The organism is Zunongwangia pacifica (assembly GCF_023499215.1).
Classification (GTDB): domain Bacteria; phylum Bacteroidota; class Bacteroidia; order Flavobacteriales; family Flavobacteriaceae; genus Zunongwangia; species Zunongwangia pacifica.
Genome location: NZ_JAKHSK010000003.1, coordinates 39,861 through 55,008, shown reverse-complemented (window position 1 = coordinate 55,008; position 15,148 = coordinate 39,861). Strand labels below are relative to the sequence as shown.

General features: G+C 36.6%; 15 protein-coding genes. 5 read left to right on the top strand and 10 right to left on the bottom strand.

All coding sequences use genetic code 11. The features are described 5' to 3' along the window. Entirely contained in the window at positions 1-885 is an 885-nt protein-coding gene (locus L1967_RS02920; protein ID WP_249600222.1) for a sterol desaturase family protein, read from the bottom strand. Positions 886-1,097: 212 nt separating this feature from the next. Here L1967_RS02920 and L1967_RS02915 point away from each other — a divergent pair, with 212 nt between their 5' ends. Beyond that, positions 1,098-2,090 (top strand): aldo/keto reductase, encoded by a 993-nt coding sequence (locus L1967_RS02915; protein ID WP_249600221.1) that lies wholly within the window; start codon positions 1,098-1,100, stop codon positions 2,088-2,090. Between the two features lie 191 nt (positions 2,091-2,281). Beyond that, positions 2,282-3,844, top strand: coding sequence for a M1 family metallopeptidase (locus tag L1967_RS02910; RefSeq protein WP_249600220.1), 1,563 nt, complete (start codon positions 2,282-2,284; stop codon positions 3,842-3,844). A 13-nt stretch (positions 3,845-3,857) separates the two neighbouring features. On the opposite strand, the gene L1967_RS02905 is transcribed toward L1967_RS02910, so the two are convergent. The 4 genes from L1967_RS02905 to L1967_RS02890 all read right to left on the bottom strand — a co-directional run bounded on the left by L1967_RS02905 (position 3,858) and on the right by L1967_RS02890 (position 8,921). After that, on the bottom strand, positions 3,858-4,352 hold the full coding sequence (locus tag L1967_RS02905) for a hypothetical protein (RefSeq protein ID WP_249600219.1): 495 nt from the start codon (positions 4,350-4,352) through the stop codon (positions 3,858-3,860). Positions 4,353-4,466: 114 nt separating this feature from the next. Further along, positions 4,467-6,650 carry a carboxypeptidase-like regulatory domain-containing protein gene (locus tag L1967_RS02900; protein WP_249600218.1) on the bottom strand — a complete coding sequence of 728 codons (2,184 nt, stop codon included), beginning with the start codon at positions 6,648-6,650 and terminating at the stop codon, positions 4,467-4,469. 243 nt (positions 6,651-6,893) lie between these two features. Next, complete coding sequence (locus L1967_RS02895) at positions 6,894-7,850, bottom strand: VIT domain-containing protein (protein ID WP_249600217.1); 957 nt, start codon at positions 7,848-7,850, stop codon at positions 6,894-6,896. Between the two features lie 39 nt (positions 7,851-7,889). After that, positions 7,890-8,921 carry an MBL fold metallo-hydrolase gene (locus L1967_RS02890; protein WP_249600216.1) on the bottom strand — a complete coding sequence of 344 codons (1,032 nt, stop codon included), beginning with the start codon at positions 8,919-8,921 and terminating at the stop codon, positions 7,890-7,892. A 173-nt stretch (positions 8,922-9,094) separates the two neighbouring features. On the opposite strand from L1967_RS02890, the gene L1967_RS02885 reads away from it, so the two are divergent. From L1967_RS02885 to L1967_RS02875, 3 genes are read left to right on the top strand one after another with little or no spacing between them, the layout of a single operon-like run. Next, entirely contained in the window at positions 9,095-9,292 is a 198-nt protein-coding gene (locus L1967_RS02885) for a hypothetical protein (protein ID WP_249600215.1), read from the top strand. Further along, positions 9,279-9,509 (top strand): hypothetical protein, encoded by a 231-nt coding sequence (locus L1967_RS02880; RefSeq protein ID WP_249600214.1) that lies wholly within the window; start codon positions 9,279-9,281, stop codon positions 9,507-9,509. The genes L1967_RS02885 and L1967_RS02880 overlap by 14 nt, the downstream gene beginning before the upstream one ends. Further along, the gene (locus L1967_RS02875) at positions 9,506-9,700 is read left to right on the top strand and encodes a helix-turn-helix transcriptional regulator (protein ID WP_249600213.1); all 195 of its coding nucleotides are present in this window, start codon (positions 9,506-9,508) and stop codon (positions 9,698-9,700) included. The genes L1967_RS02880 and L1967_RS02875 overlap by 4 nt, the downstream gene beginning before the upstream one ends. A gap of 168 nt (positions 9,701-9,868) precedes the next feature. Here the strand turns inward: L1967_RS02875 and L1967_RS02870 are convergent, their stop codons facing one another. The 5 genes from L1967_RS02870 to L1967_RS02850 form a co-directional block, all read right to left on the bottom strand. Continuing rightward, complete coding sequence (locus L1967_RS02870) at positions 9,869-10,924, bottom strand: glycoside hydrolase family 43 protein (RefSeq protein ID WP_249600212.1); 1,056 nt, start codon at positions 10,922-10,924, stop codon at positions 9,869-9,871. Between the two features lie 81 nt (positions 10,925-11,005). Beyond that, positions 11,006-12,046, bottom strand: coding sequence for a cytochrome d ubiquinol oxidase subunit II (locus tag L1967_RS02865; protein ID WP_249600211.1), 1,041 nt, complete (start codon positions 12,044-12,046; stop codon positions 11,006-11,008). A gap of 2 nt (positions 12,047-12,048) precedes the next feature. Next, positions 12,049-13,350, bottom strand: coding sequence for a cytochrome ubiquinol oxidase subunit I (locus tag L1967_RS02860; RefSeq protein ID WP_249600210.1), 1,302 nt, complete (start codon positions 13,348-13,350; stop codon positions 12,049-12,051). A gap of 210 nt (positions 13,351-13,560) precedes the next feature. Then, positions 13,561-14,376 (bottom strand): sulfite exporter TauE/SafE family protein, encoded by an 816-nt coding sequence (locus L1967_RS02855; RefSeq protein ID WP_249600209.1) that lies wholly within the window; start codon positions 14,374-14,376, stop codon positions 13,561-13,563. A gap of 86 nt (positions 14,377-14,462) precedes the next feature. Then, positions 14,463-15,095 (bottom strand): Crp/Fnr family transcriptional regulator, encoded by a 633-nt coding sequence (locus L1967_RS02850; RefSeq protein WP_249600208.1) that lies wholly within the window; start codon positions 15,093-15,095, stop codon positions 14,463-14,465. Positions 15,096-15,148 lie beyond the last annotated feature (53 nt).

Genomic DNA, 15,148 nt, shown 5'->3' with positions numbered 1-15,148 from the left:
TTAATTTAATTCTTTATTATTTTTAAAGGGAAAAGTCATCTGATCTTTAAAGCTTCTCGGGAAATTTTCATCTCCTTCAAAACCGAGTTCTATACTTTTTCCGCTCTTGGGAATATAAGCTGTTTTAAAAATATAATCCCAAATACTTAAACTTAAGCCGAAATTCATTCCGTAGGGATGAGATTCTGGTAATGCTTTAGAATGATGCCAGATATGCATTTTAGGATTATTGAAAATATAACCTAAAAATCCATAATTCCACCCCACATTGGCATGGTTTAAATGCCCAACCAGCACACTAAACATGTGTACGATAAAAAACTCCTGAATGCCAAAACCAATCATCGCCAGCGGAATATACTGTGCCGTTTTATATACAATTGTTTCCATAAAATGAAACCTGAATTGTGCTGCAAATCCCATTTCTTTCACACTGTGGTGTACTTTATGAAATTGCCACAGCCAGGAACGCTTATGCAATTGCCTATGCACATTCCATTGTATAAAATCGGCAATCACAAACATAACAAGTAACTGTCCCCAAACTGGTAGGTTTTGGATATTTATGGCTACCATATTTTCGATTCCAAAAAGTCCAAGAAAATCATTGAAAAGCGCCACACCAACATTCGATAACGCATTGTAGCCAATCAACGAAAACAGGAAGAAATTGAAAAGAATATAAAAACCATCCAGCCAGAATCCTTTTCTAAAAACAGCCTGATTTTTACGCCAGGGTAAAGCAATTTCTAACATCCATACCAATAGCGAAATGGCAATGAGACAGTAAAAATAATTGGTCCAGGAAGGAGTGGTAATCTCCTGTACCAGATAATTAAAATATCCGGTAAACGAATCCTGAATTATTTTTAGGTATTTCTCCATTTATAATTTATTCCGCAGCAAAAGTAACCAAAAGCTATGGTTAGACCAGTAACTTTTGTTACAGTCCTCCCATCCCAATACTTCCTAAAAACTAAATATTCTTTAACAATTGAAAACCTTAACGTTTAAAACAAATGTTATAGGGCGTTAAATACCACAGGCATCCGTAAATACTTTTTTATTTTCAATCTAAAATTCAGAAAAGGAAAAATATGAGCACTAAGAAAAATTTAAAATTAGAAAAACTGGCTTTTGGTGGTGTCGCTATAGGTACGGGTTTTGAAAAGGTGAATGATGAACGATCTCGAGAAACTTTAGAAGCAGCCTGGGAATGTGGAATAAGACAATACGATACTTCTCCCTGGTATGGCTTAGGATTAAGTGAACGCCGAATGGGCCATTTTCTTAAAAATAAAAAAAGAGAGGATTATATCTTATCAACTAAAGTGGGACGGTTGTTTACCCCAACTAAAAATATTCCCGAAACGCAGTGGGTAGATCCTTCCCCATTCGATTATCGTTATGATTATACCGCAGAGGGCGTTCGAAGATCTGTAGAAGATAGTTTACAGCGACTTGGTGTAGAAAGTATCGATTATGCATTTATCCACGATCTTTCACCAGACAATAATGCCGATCTTGGCGACTGGGAAGAGCAATTTGAAATCGCCAAAAAAGGAGCGATGCCCGAGCTTACCAAAATGCGCGAAGAAGGTTTAATTAAAGGCTGGGGACTTGGTGTGAATACCGTAGAACCTATTATAAGAACGATCGATTATGCCGATCCCGATGTGTTTGTTTCGGCAATTCAATATACGATGATCGATCATAAGGATTCTTTAGATCGATTATTTCCGAAAGTTGAAGAAAGTGGCGTGAGACTTATCGTTGCGGCACCATTTAACGCCGGCTTGTTAAGCGGACAGAAGCGCTATAATTATGCGGGAGAAATGCCGGAAGATGTAGATGCGCGCTATAAAAAGATGATAAAAATTGCTGAAAAATATGAGATAGATCTTGCCAAAGCCGCTATACAATTTTCTTACGCTCCAAAAGCTGTAGATACCGTTTTAGTGGGCGCCAGCAAAGCCTATCAGCCTAAAGAGAACATGAAGGCTTTTGAGGTTAAGATCCCAAAAGAGTTTTGGACTGCACTTAAAGATGAAGGTTTAATTGATGAGCGTTGTGAAACTCCGCAATTCTAATCTTTTAAATGAATTAAATGTTAGTAAAGGTCACGATGGAGTTATAAGTGACCCTGGACCTGTCCGTCCGGCAGGCAGGTCCGGAATGACGAATAGTTGATAACTAAAAAAGTTGCTTTTTATATAGAAGCGGCTTTTTTATTTTTTAGCTGAATTGAAAATCTTAATTTTAGCCTTCTAAAATCGATACAATGAAACGCAACTTTTCCCTTTTTTGTTTACTGAATTTTCTTGCTCCTGCCCTATTATTGGCTCAAAACCCAAACGTGGATATTTTGGAGTATGAATTTCATCTAAAACTGAATGATGAAAACGATGTGATTACAGGAAATACAATGATCGATTTTAAATATACTGAAGATTCAGATGTTTTGGAACTTGATTTTGCTGCGCAAGAAAACGGAAAAGGCATGAGTATCGACAGCATTCTTCAAAATGGAAAGCCGTTACAATTTGAGCATTCTCAGGAAAAATTAACTATAAATACCTCTTCTGAAGAAGATATCTCGATTTTTTATCATGGTGTTCCGAAAGACGGACTTATCATAAGTGAAAATAAATACGGAGATCGTACTTTTTTTGGGGATAACTGGCCCAATCGTGCGCATCTTTGGTTGCCAATCATCGATCATCCTTCAGATAAAGCAAAGGTTTCTTTTCACGTAACTGCGCCTGCAAAATATCAGGTAGTAGCGACAGGAACACTGCAGGAGCATACAAATATCGATGATAAAAATTCGCTGTATGTGTATGCCTCTCCGTTAGAATTACCTACCAAAGTGATGGTGATTGGAGTGGCAGAATTTGCCGTACAGCATTTGGGAGAAATTGCAGACATACCGCTCTCCTCCTGGGTATATCCCGAAAATAAAGAAGCTGGTTTTTACGATTATGCACAGGCTGAAGAAATCTTAACGTTTTTTACCGAAAAAATTGGTCCGTTTCCTTTTACCAAATTAGCGAACGTACAATCGACCACACGCTATGGCGGAATGGAAAATGCCGGAAATATTTTTTATTTTGAAAATTCGGTTGATGGCAAGCGCTCGTCTGAATTTTTACTGGCCCATGAAATTGCGCATCAATGGTTTGGAGATTCGGCTTCAGAAATTGACTGGTCACATCTTTGGTTAAGTGAAGGTTTTGCTACTTATTTCACCGATCTTTATGCTGAATACAAATACGGGAAATCAAAATTAGATGAAAAACTACGGGAAGAACGTCGGCAGGTCACTGGGTTTAGCCAGACCACTAAAACCGCAGTAATCGATAGTTCGCGTACCGATTTAATGGAATTATTGAATCCTAACTCGTATCAAAAAGGAGCCTGGGTTTTGCACATGTTACGTCGAAAAACAGGTAATGAAAATTTCTGGAAAGCGATAAGGAACTATTATCAAGATTATAAATTCAGCAATGCGACTTCAAAGGATTTACAAGCGGAATTCGAAGTTGCGTCGGGCATGAATTTAGATCAGTTTTTCGATCAATGGTTAACGCAATACGGACAGCCAAAAATAAAACTGGACTATTCCTATAAAAACGGAAAATTGAAAATCACAGTGCGACAACTTCAGAAAAAAAATTTCGTATTTCCGTTAGAACTTCAGCTAAATTATGCCATAAAAGATGCTGAAATTATCGAATTTGACATTACTAAAAAGAAAGAAACTTTTGAAGTTGAAACTTCAGAAAAACCGGTTTCTATAGATTTAGATCCAAACACCAATCTATTATTTGAAGAAGCTTTTTAATCTGGGTTCAATATTAGTCCACAATCATAAACATCGAGGGAAAACGGGTAGAATATCTAATGTTAAACCGTTTCCCGTCTAAACGTAAGACCATTCTTTTGCCGTCGTAATTAATTGATTTTCTAAGTATTTTTTTGCGAAGATAGGGATCAACTTTTTTTGCCTGTGCTTCAAAAGTGCCATAATTATTCTGGTAATTAAAAATCGCAAAATCTTCAAATCCACTTGCGGTAAAAAGGTCATTAATACGACGTTCTTCGCTCACTACAGCGACTGTCTCACGATATGAATTTTTAATAATAACTCTGGCCAGTTGATGATTTGTCCCTTCAGCAAAATGTTCTAACACAATTGCAAAACCGGTAATCCCGATCACCAGAATAAGCTGCATAACCGTCACCAGAATATACGTGATGGGATCTTTTTTAAAAGCGCCTTTATCTACCTCTTCAGACCGATTGATTATTCCTAAAAACAAAACTGCAAGTCCCACAAAAATAAAAAACACACTTATGCCTTTTACCCAAGCATAGTAATCTATCAAATGGGTAAATAACATCTTGATTAAAAACCCTGTAATCAAAAATAACAGACCGATAAAATGTCTTGTTTTTAGCAAATTTTAGAAGTTTATTTCGCCTACTTTCAGCTCGTCATCCTGATTTTCTAATCTATAAATTTTTAATGTTTTATCCTGGTTTTTAGTTCCGTAATTTCTAAACACGGTGACTTTTAAAAATGTAGGCCCCGATATTTTCTGAACATTATCACTGTAATAGTCAATATACATCTCGTATTTACCGGCTATCGCTTCCTTCAGTTTAAAAGATTCCGGGCCAAAACCTTCGGTCATATCATCAGAAAGTTTTCCGCCTATTTTGGTTCTTTTATTCTGGTACCAGCATTTTTCGCCTTTAGGATCGATCACCCAAAGATCGATATCGGTATCATTATGGTTCCAATCGACCACTACCCTAAGATCCATTTGCATTGGGCTAATAAATTTCTCATCTATTTTAGATAGATCCAGATTATTTTTATGCAGTGCGATGAGGTTATTCATTTCTATAAAAGCGATATCCTCTATTCCTGAAAATCGGCGTTCTACATCTTTCTCAATTAATTCGCCACTTACAATTTTGTAAAGCAACTCTAAAGCTTCCTGAAAATGCCCGTTTTCAATTTTAATTAAAGCTAAATCCCGATAAGACTGGATATCTTCAGGGCGAAGTTCTAAAACTTTAGTATAGATATATTCGGCCATTTTAGTTTTGCCTTCAGCTTCCAATTTATAAGCTAAGGCACGGCTCAACTCATAATTATCCAGCTCGATTTCAGCAATATTAGAAATAATTTTAAAAGCCGTTTCATCTTCGTGCTGACTCAGGAAATAATCGGCAACATCCATATAAAACGACGGTATATTTTTATGGGCTTCCCTAAGCTCAAGATACAATTGATAAGCCTCCTCGGCAGAACCGGTTCTTTTTAGCTTTCGTATATATTCTGAATTTGGGGTCCAGTTTTTTAATTCCAGTTCGTTTTCAATTTTCTGTTCTAATTCAGCAATTTCAGCACTTTCTTTTTCTGAAATATCTTTCGTTTTAATGACTACCACTCCACCGGCCGCTCGTGCTCCATAAAGTTTAATACCATCATTTGGAGTTAAATTGTATGATTCCTGAATGTCCTCAGGGTTCAAATTGGGCATTTCATTAACCACTTTTCCATTCACAATATAAATAGGTGTCTCGCCAGATAAACTACTTACACCTCTTACATTAATGACATTTTCATCATCTTCCATAACCTGAATCCCGGCCGTTCTTCCCTGCAAAGCAGTTACTGCACTTGTTGTTTCGTAGCTAGATTCCGTTGAATAGCCCATCACTACAACTTCATCTAAGCTCGAAGTGTCTTCTTCTAATACTATGTTGATAACATCACCGGTAGCGACTACTTCCTGAGTTTTAAACCCAATATAACTAAAGCTTAATGTCTCCCCTTCGTCTACGTAAATCTGGTAATTTCCATCAAAATCGGTTTGAACTCCGTTTGAGGTTCCTTTAATTATAACATACACGCCCGGTAAATCAAGATCGTCTCCTGCCGCCTTTACATTTCCTTTAACCAAATGATTTGAATTTTCATCGCCTGGAATATATTCTCCTGAATTTGAAGTCGGTTCACCCCCTGATGTTTCTTCATTAGAATCTACTACGCTGGTCGCAGGATCCTTAATTCTTTGAGAAATAGTATCTTTTGAAATATCGATTTTATGCGTATTCCCGTACCATTTTTGGATGTCGTTGTAGCCGTCTATTAAAATTAAGCGTTTAGCAATTAATCGATTTTGATGATTCGCCAGACTGGATTTTTTTCGTCGCATCGCATCCTGATACTCCTCCAGCATTTCGTCTGGTGGTGTAATCTCGTACTCAATATAATCTTCAAGCCGATCTAAAACCAGTAAAGAAGTATCATCTGAAAGTACCTGATAGTCCTCACTTACTGCTACAATTTCTTCTTTAAAATCTTCATTTTGGGCATTTAAAAAGTCAATTTTTTGATAGGCCCATTTCTTATCGATCCCCCAATCTCTAACATCGATCGCATCTACAGGATTAATCATAATTGATTTCACCACTTCATTTCCATAACCAAATTTTAAGGTGATCGTTGTATTTTCAAAACCTTTGCCGGTAAGTGTAAAATCTTTATCTATAATTTGTTTATCGCGTGGGTAAATTTCTAAAGAACTATCTTGCGAAGTTACTCCCAAAAATAAAAGGGGCTGATTTTTCAATTTTGAAATAGCCTTATCCAGCCCAATATTTTTAAGATTGATATAATTACCACCCGATTGTAACGAAATCTGCTGAAGTTCTTTGTGATCTGCCGAAGTTTTACTGTTTATGGCGAAAATCGGAATATCAAATTCATCCTTAAAACCTCCAAAATTGTCTAATCCGTCAGTAAATAATAAAATAGCATCGGTATCGCCAGTGTTAAGGTTTAACTGATCGTAAGCGGTGCCGCCATCATAAACCTATGCTTTCAAAAATTCGAAAAGCGTCTTAGCTTCTCCGTTTTCAATTTTAAAAGATTTTGAATGACGCGCTTTAAAATCGAAGCTTACCAATTGAACTTCTACATTTATTAAATAATCGAAATAACTTTGTAAAAGATCAATTTCTTTTTGAAACTGCCTGTCTTTTTCTGAATAGGAAGCATCCCAAAAGATCCTGATTTTTGATGGTTTTGGCCGAACGCGCTCCTTAGCTTCAATGGTATTATACCAGTAAAAAAAATCATCCTGAGCTACAAAAGTGGGTTTATTTCCATTTTTAGCTATTCTGAAAATAAAATCCTGATCTAACTTAAAGTTTACTTTATTGATTTCTGCAACTAAATTCTTTCCAGATTTCTCAAATTTAAGATTGGTTTTTATACCTGAAGTATCCTCAACATCAGCAATACTAATTTTTAAATTGAATTCTTCGAGCTTCACCTCGTATGCTAACGGTAATTGATAAAATAATTCGCCTTTATTTAGGATCAATTTTTCATCATAAGCCAGAACGACTCTTTTATAGGATTTCGGCTCGATAGGGAAAATCCGCGCTTTATAATTGTTCCCCTGAGTTTTCTCCAGCAAAGCGGGGTCAATACGCCGTCTTACCGTACTTTCAAAAGCTACACGGGCTTTCTCCTTTTCTACAATCACTGCTTCTCTAAGTTTCCCGTTAATATCCAACGCAAAACGACTTACTTCTCTCCCTTCACCTAATGGAAAGCTTAACTCACCCTCCAATTGTTCATCATTAGGATTGTAAAAAAAAAGCTCGAATGTGGTTGTTGCCATGTTTCCGGCAATTTTCACATCTACGTTTAATTTTGCCAGATCTAATTTTTTCTCACCCACCATAATTTCGGGTGAATTTTGAGAAAATAAATGCAGGCTAACCTGAAGCATCAGGAAACAGAAAAGGATCAATTTTTTCATAGGTAAGAAGCATGAATTACCCTATGAATTTAAATGAAATTATTCAAAATCCCACCAAATTTCCTGCGTAAAATACTGATTTAGTTGATATAACTCACCAATCTTAGGACTTACATAAAAAAGCCCTTCTTCCTCAGCGGCTTTTTTAAATCGTTTTATAGGCTCGTTCCAGGGATGCATCGCAAGGGTGAATTTTGCCCAATGAACAGGGATTACTTTTTCGGCTTTTAAATCTTTGGCGGCCATTACCATCTCTTCTGGGAAATTATGAATTTGCGGCCAGTTTTCCCCGTATTGCCCACATTCCAAAATCGCAAGATCAAATGATCCAAAGGTATCACCGATCCCCTTAAATTGCGGACTATAACCGGAGTCTCCACCTAAATATAATTTATAACCAAAAACTTCTAAAACAAAAGAAGACCACAGTGTGTTTCCTCGCTTAAACAAACGTCCCGAAAAATGTCGTGCCGGTGTTGCGGTAATTTTAAAATCGTCTGCAATTTTTACCGATTCCCACCAGTTTAGCTCGGTTATCATTTCTTCAGAATATCCCCAATATTCTAAATGAGCACCAACGCCTAATGAACAAACTATTCGTTTTACTTTGTTTTTTAGTTTAGTAATTGTTGGATAATCTAAATGATCATAATGATCGTGTGTGAGTATTAAAATATCTATTTCAGGCATATCTTCTACGCCATATTCATTAGCGCCATCATAGGCTTTTCCGAAAAAAGAGACTGGCGAAGCATTGCCGCTAAACACAGGATCTACCAAAATAGTATAATCGTTTATTTTGAGTAAATACGAAGAATGCCCAAACCATACAAAAGCAGGTTTTACCGCTTCAATATGATTAAGATTACTCTTTATAAAAGGAATTCTTTTTGAAGGATTTACAGATTTTGGCCGATTCCGCATATCCTTTATCATCTTAAACATGGATACATTATTGGGATTAACCGATGTTTCTTCTATGTTCTGAAAGCTTCCATCTTTATAATTTTCACACTGCCTAATTTTTTCTAATCGCTTACCAGATGGGGCTTTTCCAAATTGTTTAATCATAATTTTTGGGATATAACAACATTTTTAAATGCCTATTTATAAAGGTATCTATTACTAATGAAATGCCTTATTAATTATTTCTGAAAAATAAAATGTAAACAAAACTTGACATTTACAAAAACAACATTATATTTGTAAAATAAACTTTACTTTTAGTTAAATACATTTTACTTATGGAAGCAAAACAAAATAACTGGCACAAGGAACTAAAAAACAGTACCAGAACCTTGGCGATCTGGACATTTTTATGGGTTTTCACCCTAGCATTTGTCGCATTTGGACCAAAATTTATCTGGAATGAAAACGAGGCCGTTACACTTGTAATGGTAATTATAAACACGCTAGATAGGAGTAGGCATGATTTTAAGTAATCGCAAACATTTAAACAGCCAGGATCCCCTACAACGCAAAATAAGTATGGATGCTATGGCTATAACTTTGGGAATAACGCTAATTGTGGGAATTAGCTATTCGATGTTGGATATTACGAATCTGGTGTCTTTTGATGCTGAAATTTCACATCTGGTTTTTGTAATGGGAATCACCTATTTAATCGCAATGTTAATAGGAAATGCGCGTTACAAATGAAAAACAGAATTAAGGTATTGCGAGCCGAACAGAACATCACGCAGGCACAACTTGCCAATCGCGTTGAAGTTTCACGACAAACGATAAACGCCATCGAAAAAGGCAAATTTGATCCCAGTTTACCTTTGGCGTTTAAGATTGCCAGATTATTTAACCTGAAAATTGAAGATATCTTTCAGGATGAAGAGTAATGATTAACTAAAAAAGCGCCGATTGGCGCTTTTTTTATTGGCACCGCCAAAGGGTTTAATATCCCGTCCCGATAGCTATCGGGATGCCTAGGAATTGAAATTTTGTATCCATCGAATGCCTCGTGGGCTTGCCCCGAAGTGGTTTACTGTATAAAATTTTGAGGAAAGTTAATCTGCCATCTCCTGACCAAAATCCGGGAAACCTTTATCATCCCAGCTAAACGTTTTTGCCCTGGTATGACGGTTGAAGTCATAAAGCGAATTTCCTTTTATTTTTTCATAAACCCGGGCATGATAAATTAAAACATCAGTTTTGTCATCTTCAGCCACTGTAAATGAATTATGTCCCGGCCCAAATCTCCTTAATTCGGCATTTGTAGCAAATACTGGTTTTTCAGATTTATGCCAAGACTCCGGATTCATTAAATCGGCATCCTCTTCGGCCCATAATAATCCCATGGCATAATTGGCATCGGTAGCACTCGCCGAATAGGTCATAAATATCTTCCCGTTTCTTTTAATCACCGCAGGCCCTTCATTTACAAAATAACCAATACGCTCCCAATCATATTCAGGATTGGTAATTTCAATTTCTTCTCCTTTAAGTTTTGTGGGAGATTCCATTTTAGAAAGCAGTATCGAAGTTCCGCCTTCTTCTCTCACAGCTTGTGCCCATGCATAATAAAGTTCTCCATTATGCTCAAAAGTTGTAGCGTCTAACGAAAATGAATCTCTACTGGTTTCAATCTGGCCCTCTTCTTTCCATTCTCCCGTCATTGGATCTTCAGCGTCGTTAGAAAGAACAAACATTCTTATTTTCCATATATCCTCAGCTTGTCCGGCCGCAAAATAAACATACCACTTTCCATCGATTTTGTGTAATTCAGGTGCCCAGATGTGATGACTCATCACTCCGTTTTCGTGCTTATTCCAAATCACTTTTGGCTCAGCCGTACCAAGACCATTGATTGTTTTTGCCTGGCGCATTTCTATGCGATCATATTCTGGAGCGGTGGCAATAAAATAATATGTGCCATCTTCGGCTTTATAAACCCAGGGATCGGCACGCTGAGCCACAATAGGATTATGATAAGTGATTTCTTTAGATTGCCTTTCAGGATTAACTGCTTTCTGAAGATTATTTTCAGCAGTATTACAACTAAAAATAGAAATCGTTATCGAAAAAAGGAAAAGATGATGTAACTGGTGCAATTTTGTCGTCATTTGAGAGATTATAAATTTAACGCCTAATATCTAACATTTTGACAAAACATAAAAAATAAGTGCATGTTTTACACTTAAAAATTATTTCTGAAATTGCTGCTCGTCCTTTTCAAAGATCTTGATCATTTTAAAAGACTTCATCAAATGAAATAATCCCGGTAAAATAATTCCTCCACCGATAATCAAAGAGATTCCCAACACCATAATTACACTATCTGGAGAAATTTTTTCTAAAAGACTAATTTCTTTATCTGAAGTTATAATTACATAAGGAAAATGTGCAATTAAAGCAGCAAAAAGCACTAACACTACCTGCATTCCCGCGAAATACCGACTCAATATTCGACGCCCGGCACGTATAAACTTCCAAAGCGGAACTAATAAAATTCCTGAAAGAATAATACAGATGATCGAAACAGGATTGGTCACAAAATCCCTGATAAAAGCAATATCATTAAAAAATCCATAAGCGATTAATACGAATCCTAGCACTACTAAAATACCTGTTGCAATCTTCGATTTTCGGATATACATAGTTCTTATATCACCTTCGCTCTCCCCTATTAATAATGTTGAAGCTAAAAAGGCACAAAGAGAAGCATAAAATAATCCCATTAAAATACTAAAGCCATTAAACCACGGTGCCATAAACAAATCGTAAAAACCGTAGTTGGTATAATCTTCAGTAACGATTAATTGGCCACCAACGAGGGCTGCAAAGCACATTCCCAAAAAAATAGGGGTTACAAAACTGGAAAATCGAAATAAACCATTGTATACTAATTGCGATCTATCCTGAAATGCATCATAATGCCTAAACACAAAAGACACCCCACGCATGGTAATCCCTAAAAGTACGAGCGTTAAAGGTATATGCAAATAAATAATGATGATATTAAAGTAGACCGGAAAGGCAATCCATAGAATAACAATAAGTATAATCAACCAAATATGATTGGCTTCCCAAATAGGTCCCATAACGCGATAAATGGTATCCCGGTTTACTTTTTTATTTTCTCTGGAAGAAAATAATTCGACTATCCCTGCGCCAAAATCGGCTCCACCCAAAAGCACATAAAGTAGTAATGAAAACAGTAAGAAAAATAAAACGACGTACAACATAATTAGTCTTTTTGGGTGTTTAGGGCTTTTATTTGCCGTTGCATTAACCAGGTAACCGTAATCGCCAATAAAATATAAACTGCTACATACATAAAGAAACTAAACTTCATTCCGGGCATTGGCGTAACGGCATCACTAGTTCTCATAATTTGATAGATAATCCAGGGCTGACGGCCAACTTCGGTGACTACCCAACCGGCTTCTAATGCTAAGAAACCAAGAGGAGCCAATAGCATAAAGAACCACCAGTACTTTTTACTATTCATCCATGATTTCTTTTTAAGACTTATAAAAAACAGGATGCCGGCTAACGCGAGTAAGGTACCTATCCCAACCATCACCTGGAACGCATAATGTACAATAGCTACAGGGGGTATTTCGTCTTCAGGAAACTCATTAAGTCCTTTTACTTCAGCATCAAAATCACCAAAGGCAAGAAAAGAAAGGGCGTTTGGGATCTCAATTTTATAATTGACTTCTTTATTTTCTTCATCTACAACGCCACCAATAAATAATGGTGCTCCTTTTTCGGTTTCAAAATGCGCCTCCATAGCGGCCAATTTTGCCGGCTGGCGTTCCGCTACATCTTTGGCCGAAATATCACCACTTATAGGTTGTAACAGTGCCGCAATCGCACCAAAAGAAATGGCAATTTTAAAAGCACTTTTATGCACTTCTACGGCTTTCCCTCTTAAAATCTGAAAAGCATGAATCCCGGCAACCCCAAAACTGGTAGCGACAAAAGCTGCCAGCGTCATATGTAAGGCTTGTGAAAACCAGGCCGGATTTAAAAATGCCTGTACCGGATCTACATTGGTAAATTCGCCATTTATATATTCAAAACCGCTTGGGGCATTCATCCAGCCGTTCGCAGCCACTACCAGGATTCCGGAAAGTACTCCCGAAATCCCAATGATAACCCCGGTAAACCAATGAAATTTCTCTGGAAGTTTATTCCAACCATAAAGATAAAATCCTAAGGCAATGGCTTCAACAAAAAAAGCTGCCCCTTCTAACGAAAATGGCATTCCTATAATTGGGCCGGCATGTTTCATAAACTCTGGCCACAACATTCCCAGTTCAAAAGAAAGTGCGGTGCCTGAAACTGCCCCGGTGACAAAGAAAATAGCAACTCCTTTTAGCCAGGCTTTTGTAAGTTTTAAGTAAACGGGATTCCTGGTCTTTAACCATTTGTGATGAGAAACTACCATAAAAAACGGCATCACCATACCAATACAAGCAAAAATAATATGAAAGCCTAGTGTAAAGGCCATTTGAAGGCGGGCGTAATCTAAATTTTCCATTTATCTGGTTTTGAAAACCGCTGTTTTTAAGCGTATTATCTTTTTGAGGAAAAACTTTATAATTACCTTTAAATTTAAGGAATCTAGGCCATTCGAGCAGAGTAAAATTCAGGAAATTAAACTGAACTTTTGTTAAATACGATATTATACTTCTTCATCAAAAATAATTAAGAATCCTTTGCTAAAATGACTAATCTTAGGGAACATCTGTTAAATCCCACTTCCTGAAAGCTCCATATATAAAATATAGATTCCCATCACCAATACCATCCATCCGAAAGCTTTTTTTAGCTTTTGCGAATTGATAAATCTGCTAAAGTAAATTCCGAAGAAAATACCAATTATAGAGATCACTGTAAAAATTAAAAGAAAAACCCAATCGACCTGGAGATGACCAAGATCTCCTAAAAATCCAATAATAGAGTTTAAAGCAATGATAAAAAGTGAGGTACCTACGGCTTCTTTCATTTTTAATCCTGCCAAAAAGACAAGTATCGGTACAATAATAAATCCACCGCCTGCACCTACCAAACCTGTAACTAATCCCGTTACGGCACCCAGGATAATCATCAATCCATTTTTAGTCTCGGTAGGTCCATTTGCAATATCCACGTTTTCTTTTTTCTTTTTTAAGATCATTGATGCCGAAGCTAGCAACATCAAAATAGCAAAAAAGCTCATGATCATTAAATCTTTGGTAAGCTCAAAACTTCCAAAATTAGCAATATGATGCGGAATGGATGGTAATAAATATTTTCGGGTAGAAAAAATGGCAACAACCGCGGGAAGAGCAAAAATCATAGAACTTTTAAAGTCTATCCGACCTTTATTAAAATTATCGATCGCTCCCACGGCCGAACTGGATCCTACTACAAAAAGAGAATACGCCGTAGCGGTAACGGGATTAATATGCAGAACGTACACAAAAACAGGAACGGTAAGAATCGATCCTCCACCGCCGGTTAATCCCAATACCAAACCGATAATTAATGCTCCAACAAATCCTAAAACCTGAGTTATTTCCATTCTTATAATTTCTAGGGCAAATATAGAAGGCTTAATTAAAGCGTACCGTAACTTGTGTTACAAAGATTTTAAGTTAAATTCTATTATTAAAGATCTAAAACTTCAATCTGATTACGATTTAATTTTATTTTCCCTTCTATTTCAAGCTTTTTAAGAATTCTGGAAACTACGACTCTAGAGGTATGTAAATCGTAAGCAATTTGCTGGTGGGTACTGCTTACTACCTCATCTTGATTGATTTTAGCTTTATCCTGAAGATATTTCATAATGCGCTCGTCCATATTTAAAAATGCAATCGTATCTATGGTATCCAGCATTTCGGTTAAACGCGTGTGATAACTTTCAAAAACGAAATTTCTCCAGCTTTTATATTGCGCCGTCCAATCTTCCATTTTTTCGATAGGAATCATAATTAAAGTAGTGTCCCTTTCTGCAACTGCCCTAATTTCACTTTTTGTAGTACCCAGGCAACAGCTTAAGGTCATGGCACAGGTGTCTCCTCTTTCCAGAAAATAAAGCAATAACTCATCACCATCACTGTCTTCTCTTAGCACTTTTATCGCTCCTTCTAACAACAAGGGCATAGATTTTAAATAATCGCCAAAATCTATAATCATCTCGCCAGCCTTAAATTCTTTAAGCTGTCCAGATGTATTGATCTCGTTTAAAAGTTCGTCTTCAAAAATAAAATGATAAGCATCTTTTAATTTTTCTAGCATGGGGATGAGATGAAGAATTAAGCTCCTAAATTAAAAAAAGCAACCGACTTAAT

What these genes read in the sequence shown, in the direction of transcription:
- L1967_RS02895 (WP_249600217.1), bottom strand. Translation starts at nt 7,850, where the DNA reads ATGAAAAAATTGATCCTTTTCTGTTTCCTGATGCTTCAGGTTAGCCTG.
- L1967_RS02870 (WP_249600212.1), bottom strand. Translation starts at nt 10,924, where the DNA reads ATGACGACAAAATTGCACCAGTTACATCATCTTTTCCTTTTTTCGATA.
- L1967_RS02860 (WP_249600210.1), bottom strand. Translation starts at nt 13,350, where the DNA reads ATGGAAAATTTAGATTACGCCCGCCTTCAAATGGCCTTTACACTAGGC.
- L1967_RS02850 (WP_249600208.1), bottom strand. Translation starts at nt 15,095, where the DNA reads ATGCTAGAAAAATTAAAAGATGCTTATCATTTTATTTTTGAAGACGAA.
- L1967_RS02865 (WP_249600211.1), bottom strand. Translation starts at nt 12,046, where the DNA reads ATGTTGTACGTCGTTTTATTTTTCTTACTGTTTTCATTACTACTTTAT.
- L1967_RS02875 (WP_249600213.1), top strand. Translation starts at nt 9,506, where the DNA reads ATGAAAAACAGAATTAAGGTATTGCGAGCCGAACAGAACATCACGCAG.
- L1967_RS02910 (WP_249600220.1), top strand. Translation starts at nt 2,282, where the DNA reads ATGAAACGCAACTTTTCCCTTTTTTGTTTACTGAATTTTCTTGCTCCT.
- L1967_RS02920 (WP_249600222.1), bottom strand. Translation starts at nt 885, where the DNA reads ATGGAGAAATACCTAAAAATAATTCAGGATTCGTTTACCGGATATTTT.
- L1967_RS02880 (WP_249600214.1), top strand. Translation starts at nt 9,279, where the DNA reads ATGATTTTAAGTAATCGCAAACATTTAAACAGCCAGGATCCCCTACAA.
- L1967_RS02915 (WP_249600221.1), top strand. Translation starts at nt 1,098, where the DNA reads ATGAGCACTAAGAAAAATTTAAAATTAGAAAAACTGGCTTTTGGTGGT.
- L1967_RS02885 (WP_249600215.1), top strand. Translation starts at nt 9,095, where the DNA reads ATGGAAGCAAAACAAAATAACTGGCACAAGGAACTAAAAAACAGTACC.
- L1967_RS02890 (WP_249600216.1), bottom strand. Translation starts at nt 8,921, where the DNA reads ATGATTAAACAATTTGGAAAAGCCCCATCTGGTAAGCGATTAGAAAAA.
- L1967_RS02855 (WP_249600209.1), bottom strand. Translation starts at nt 14,376, where the DNA reads ATGGAAATAACTCAGGTTTTAGGATTTGTTGGAGCATTAATTATCGGT.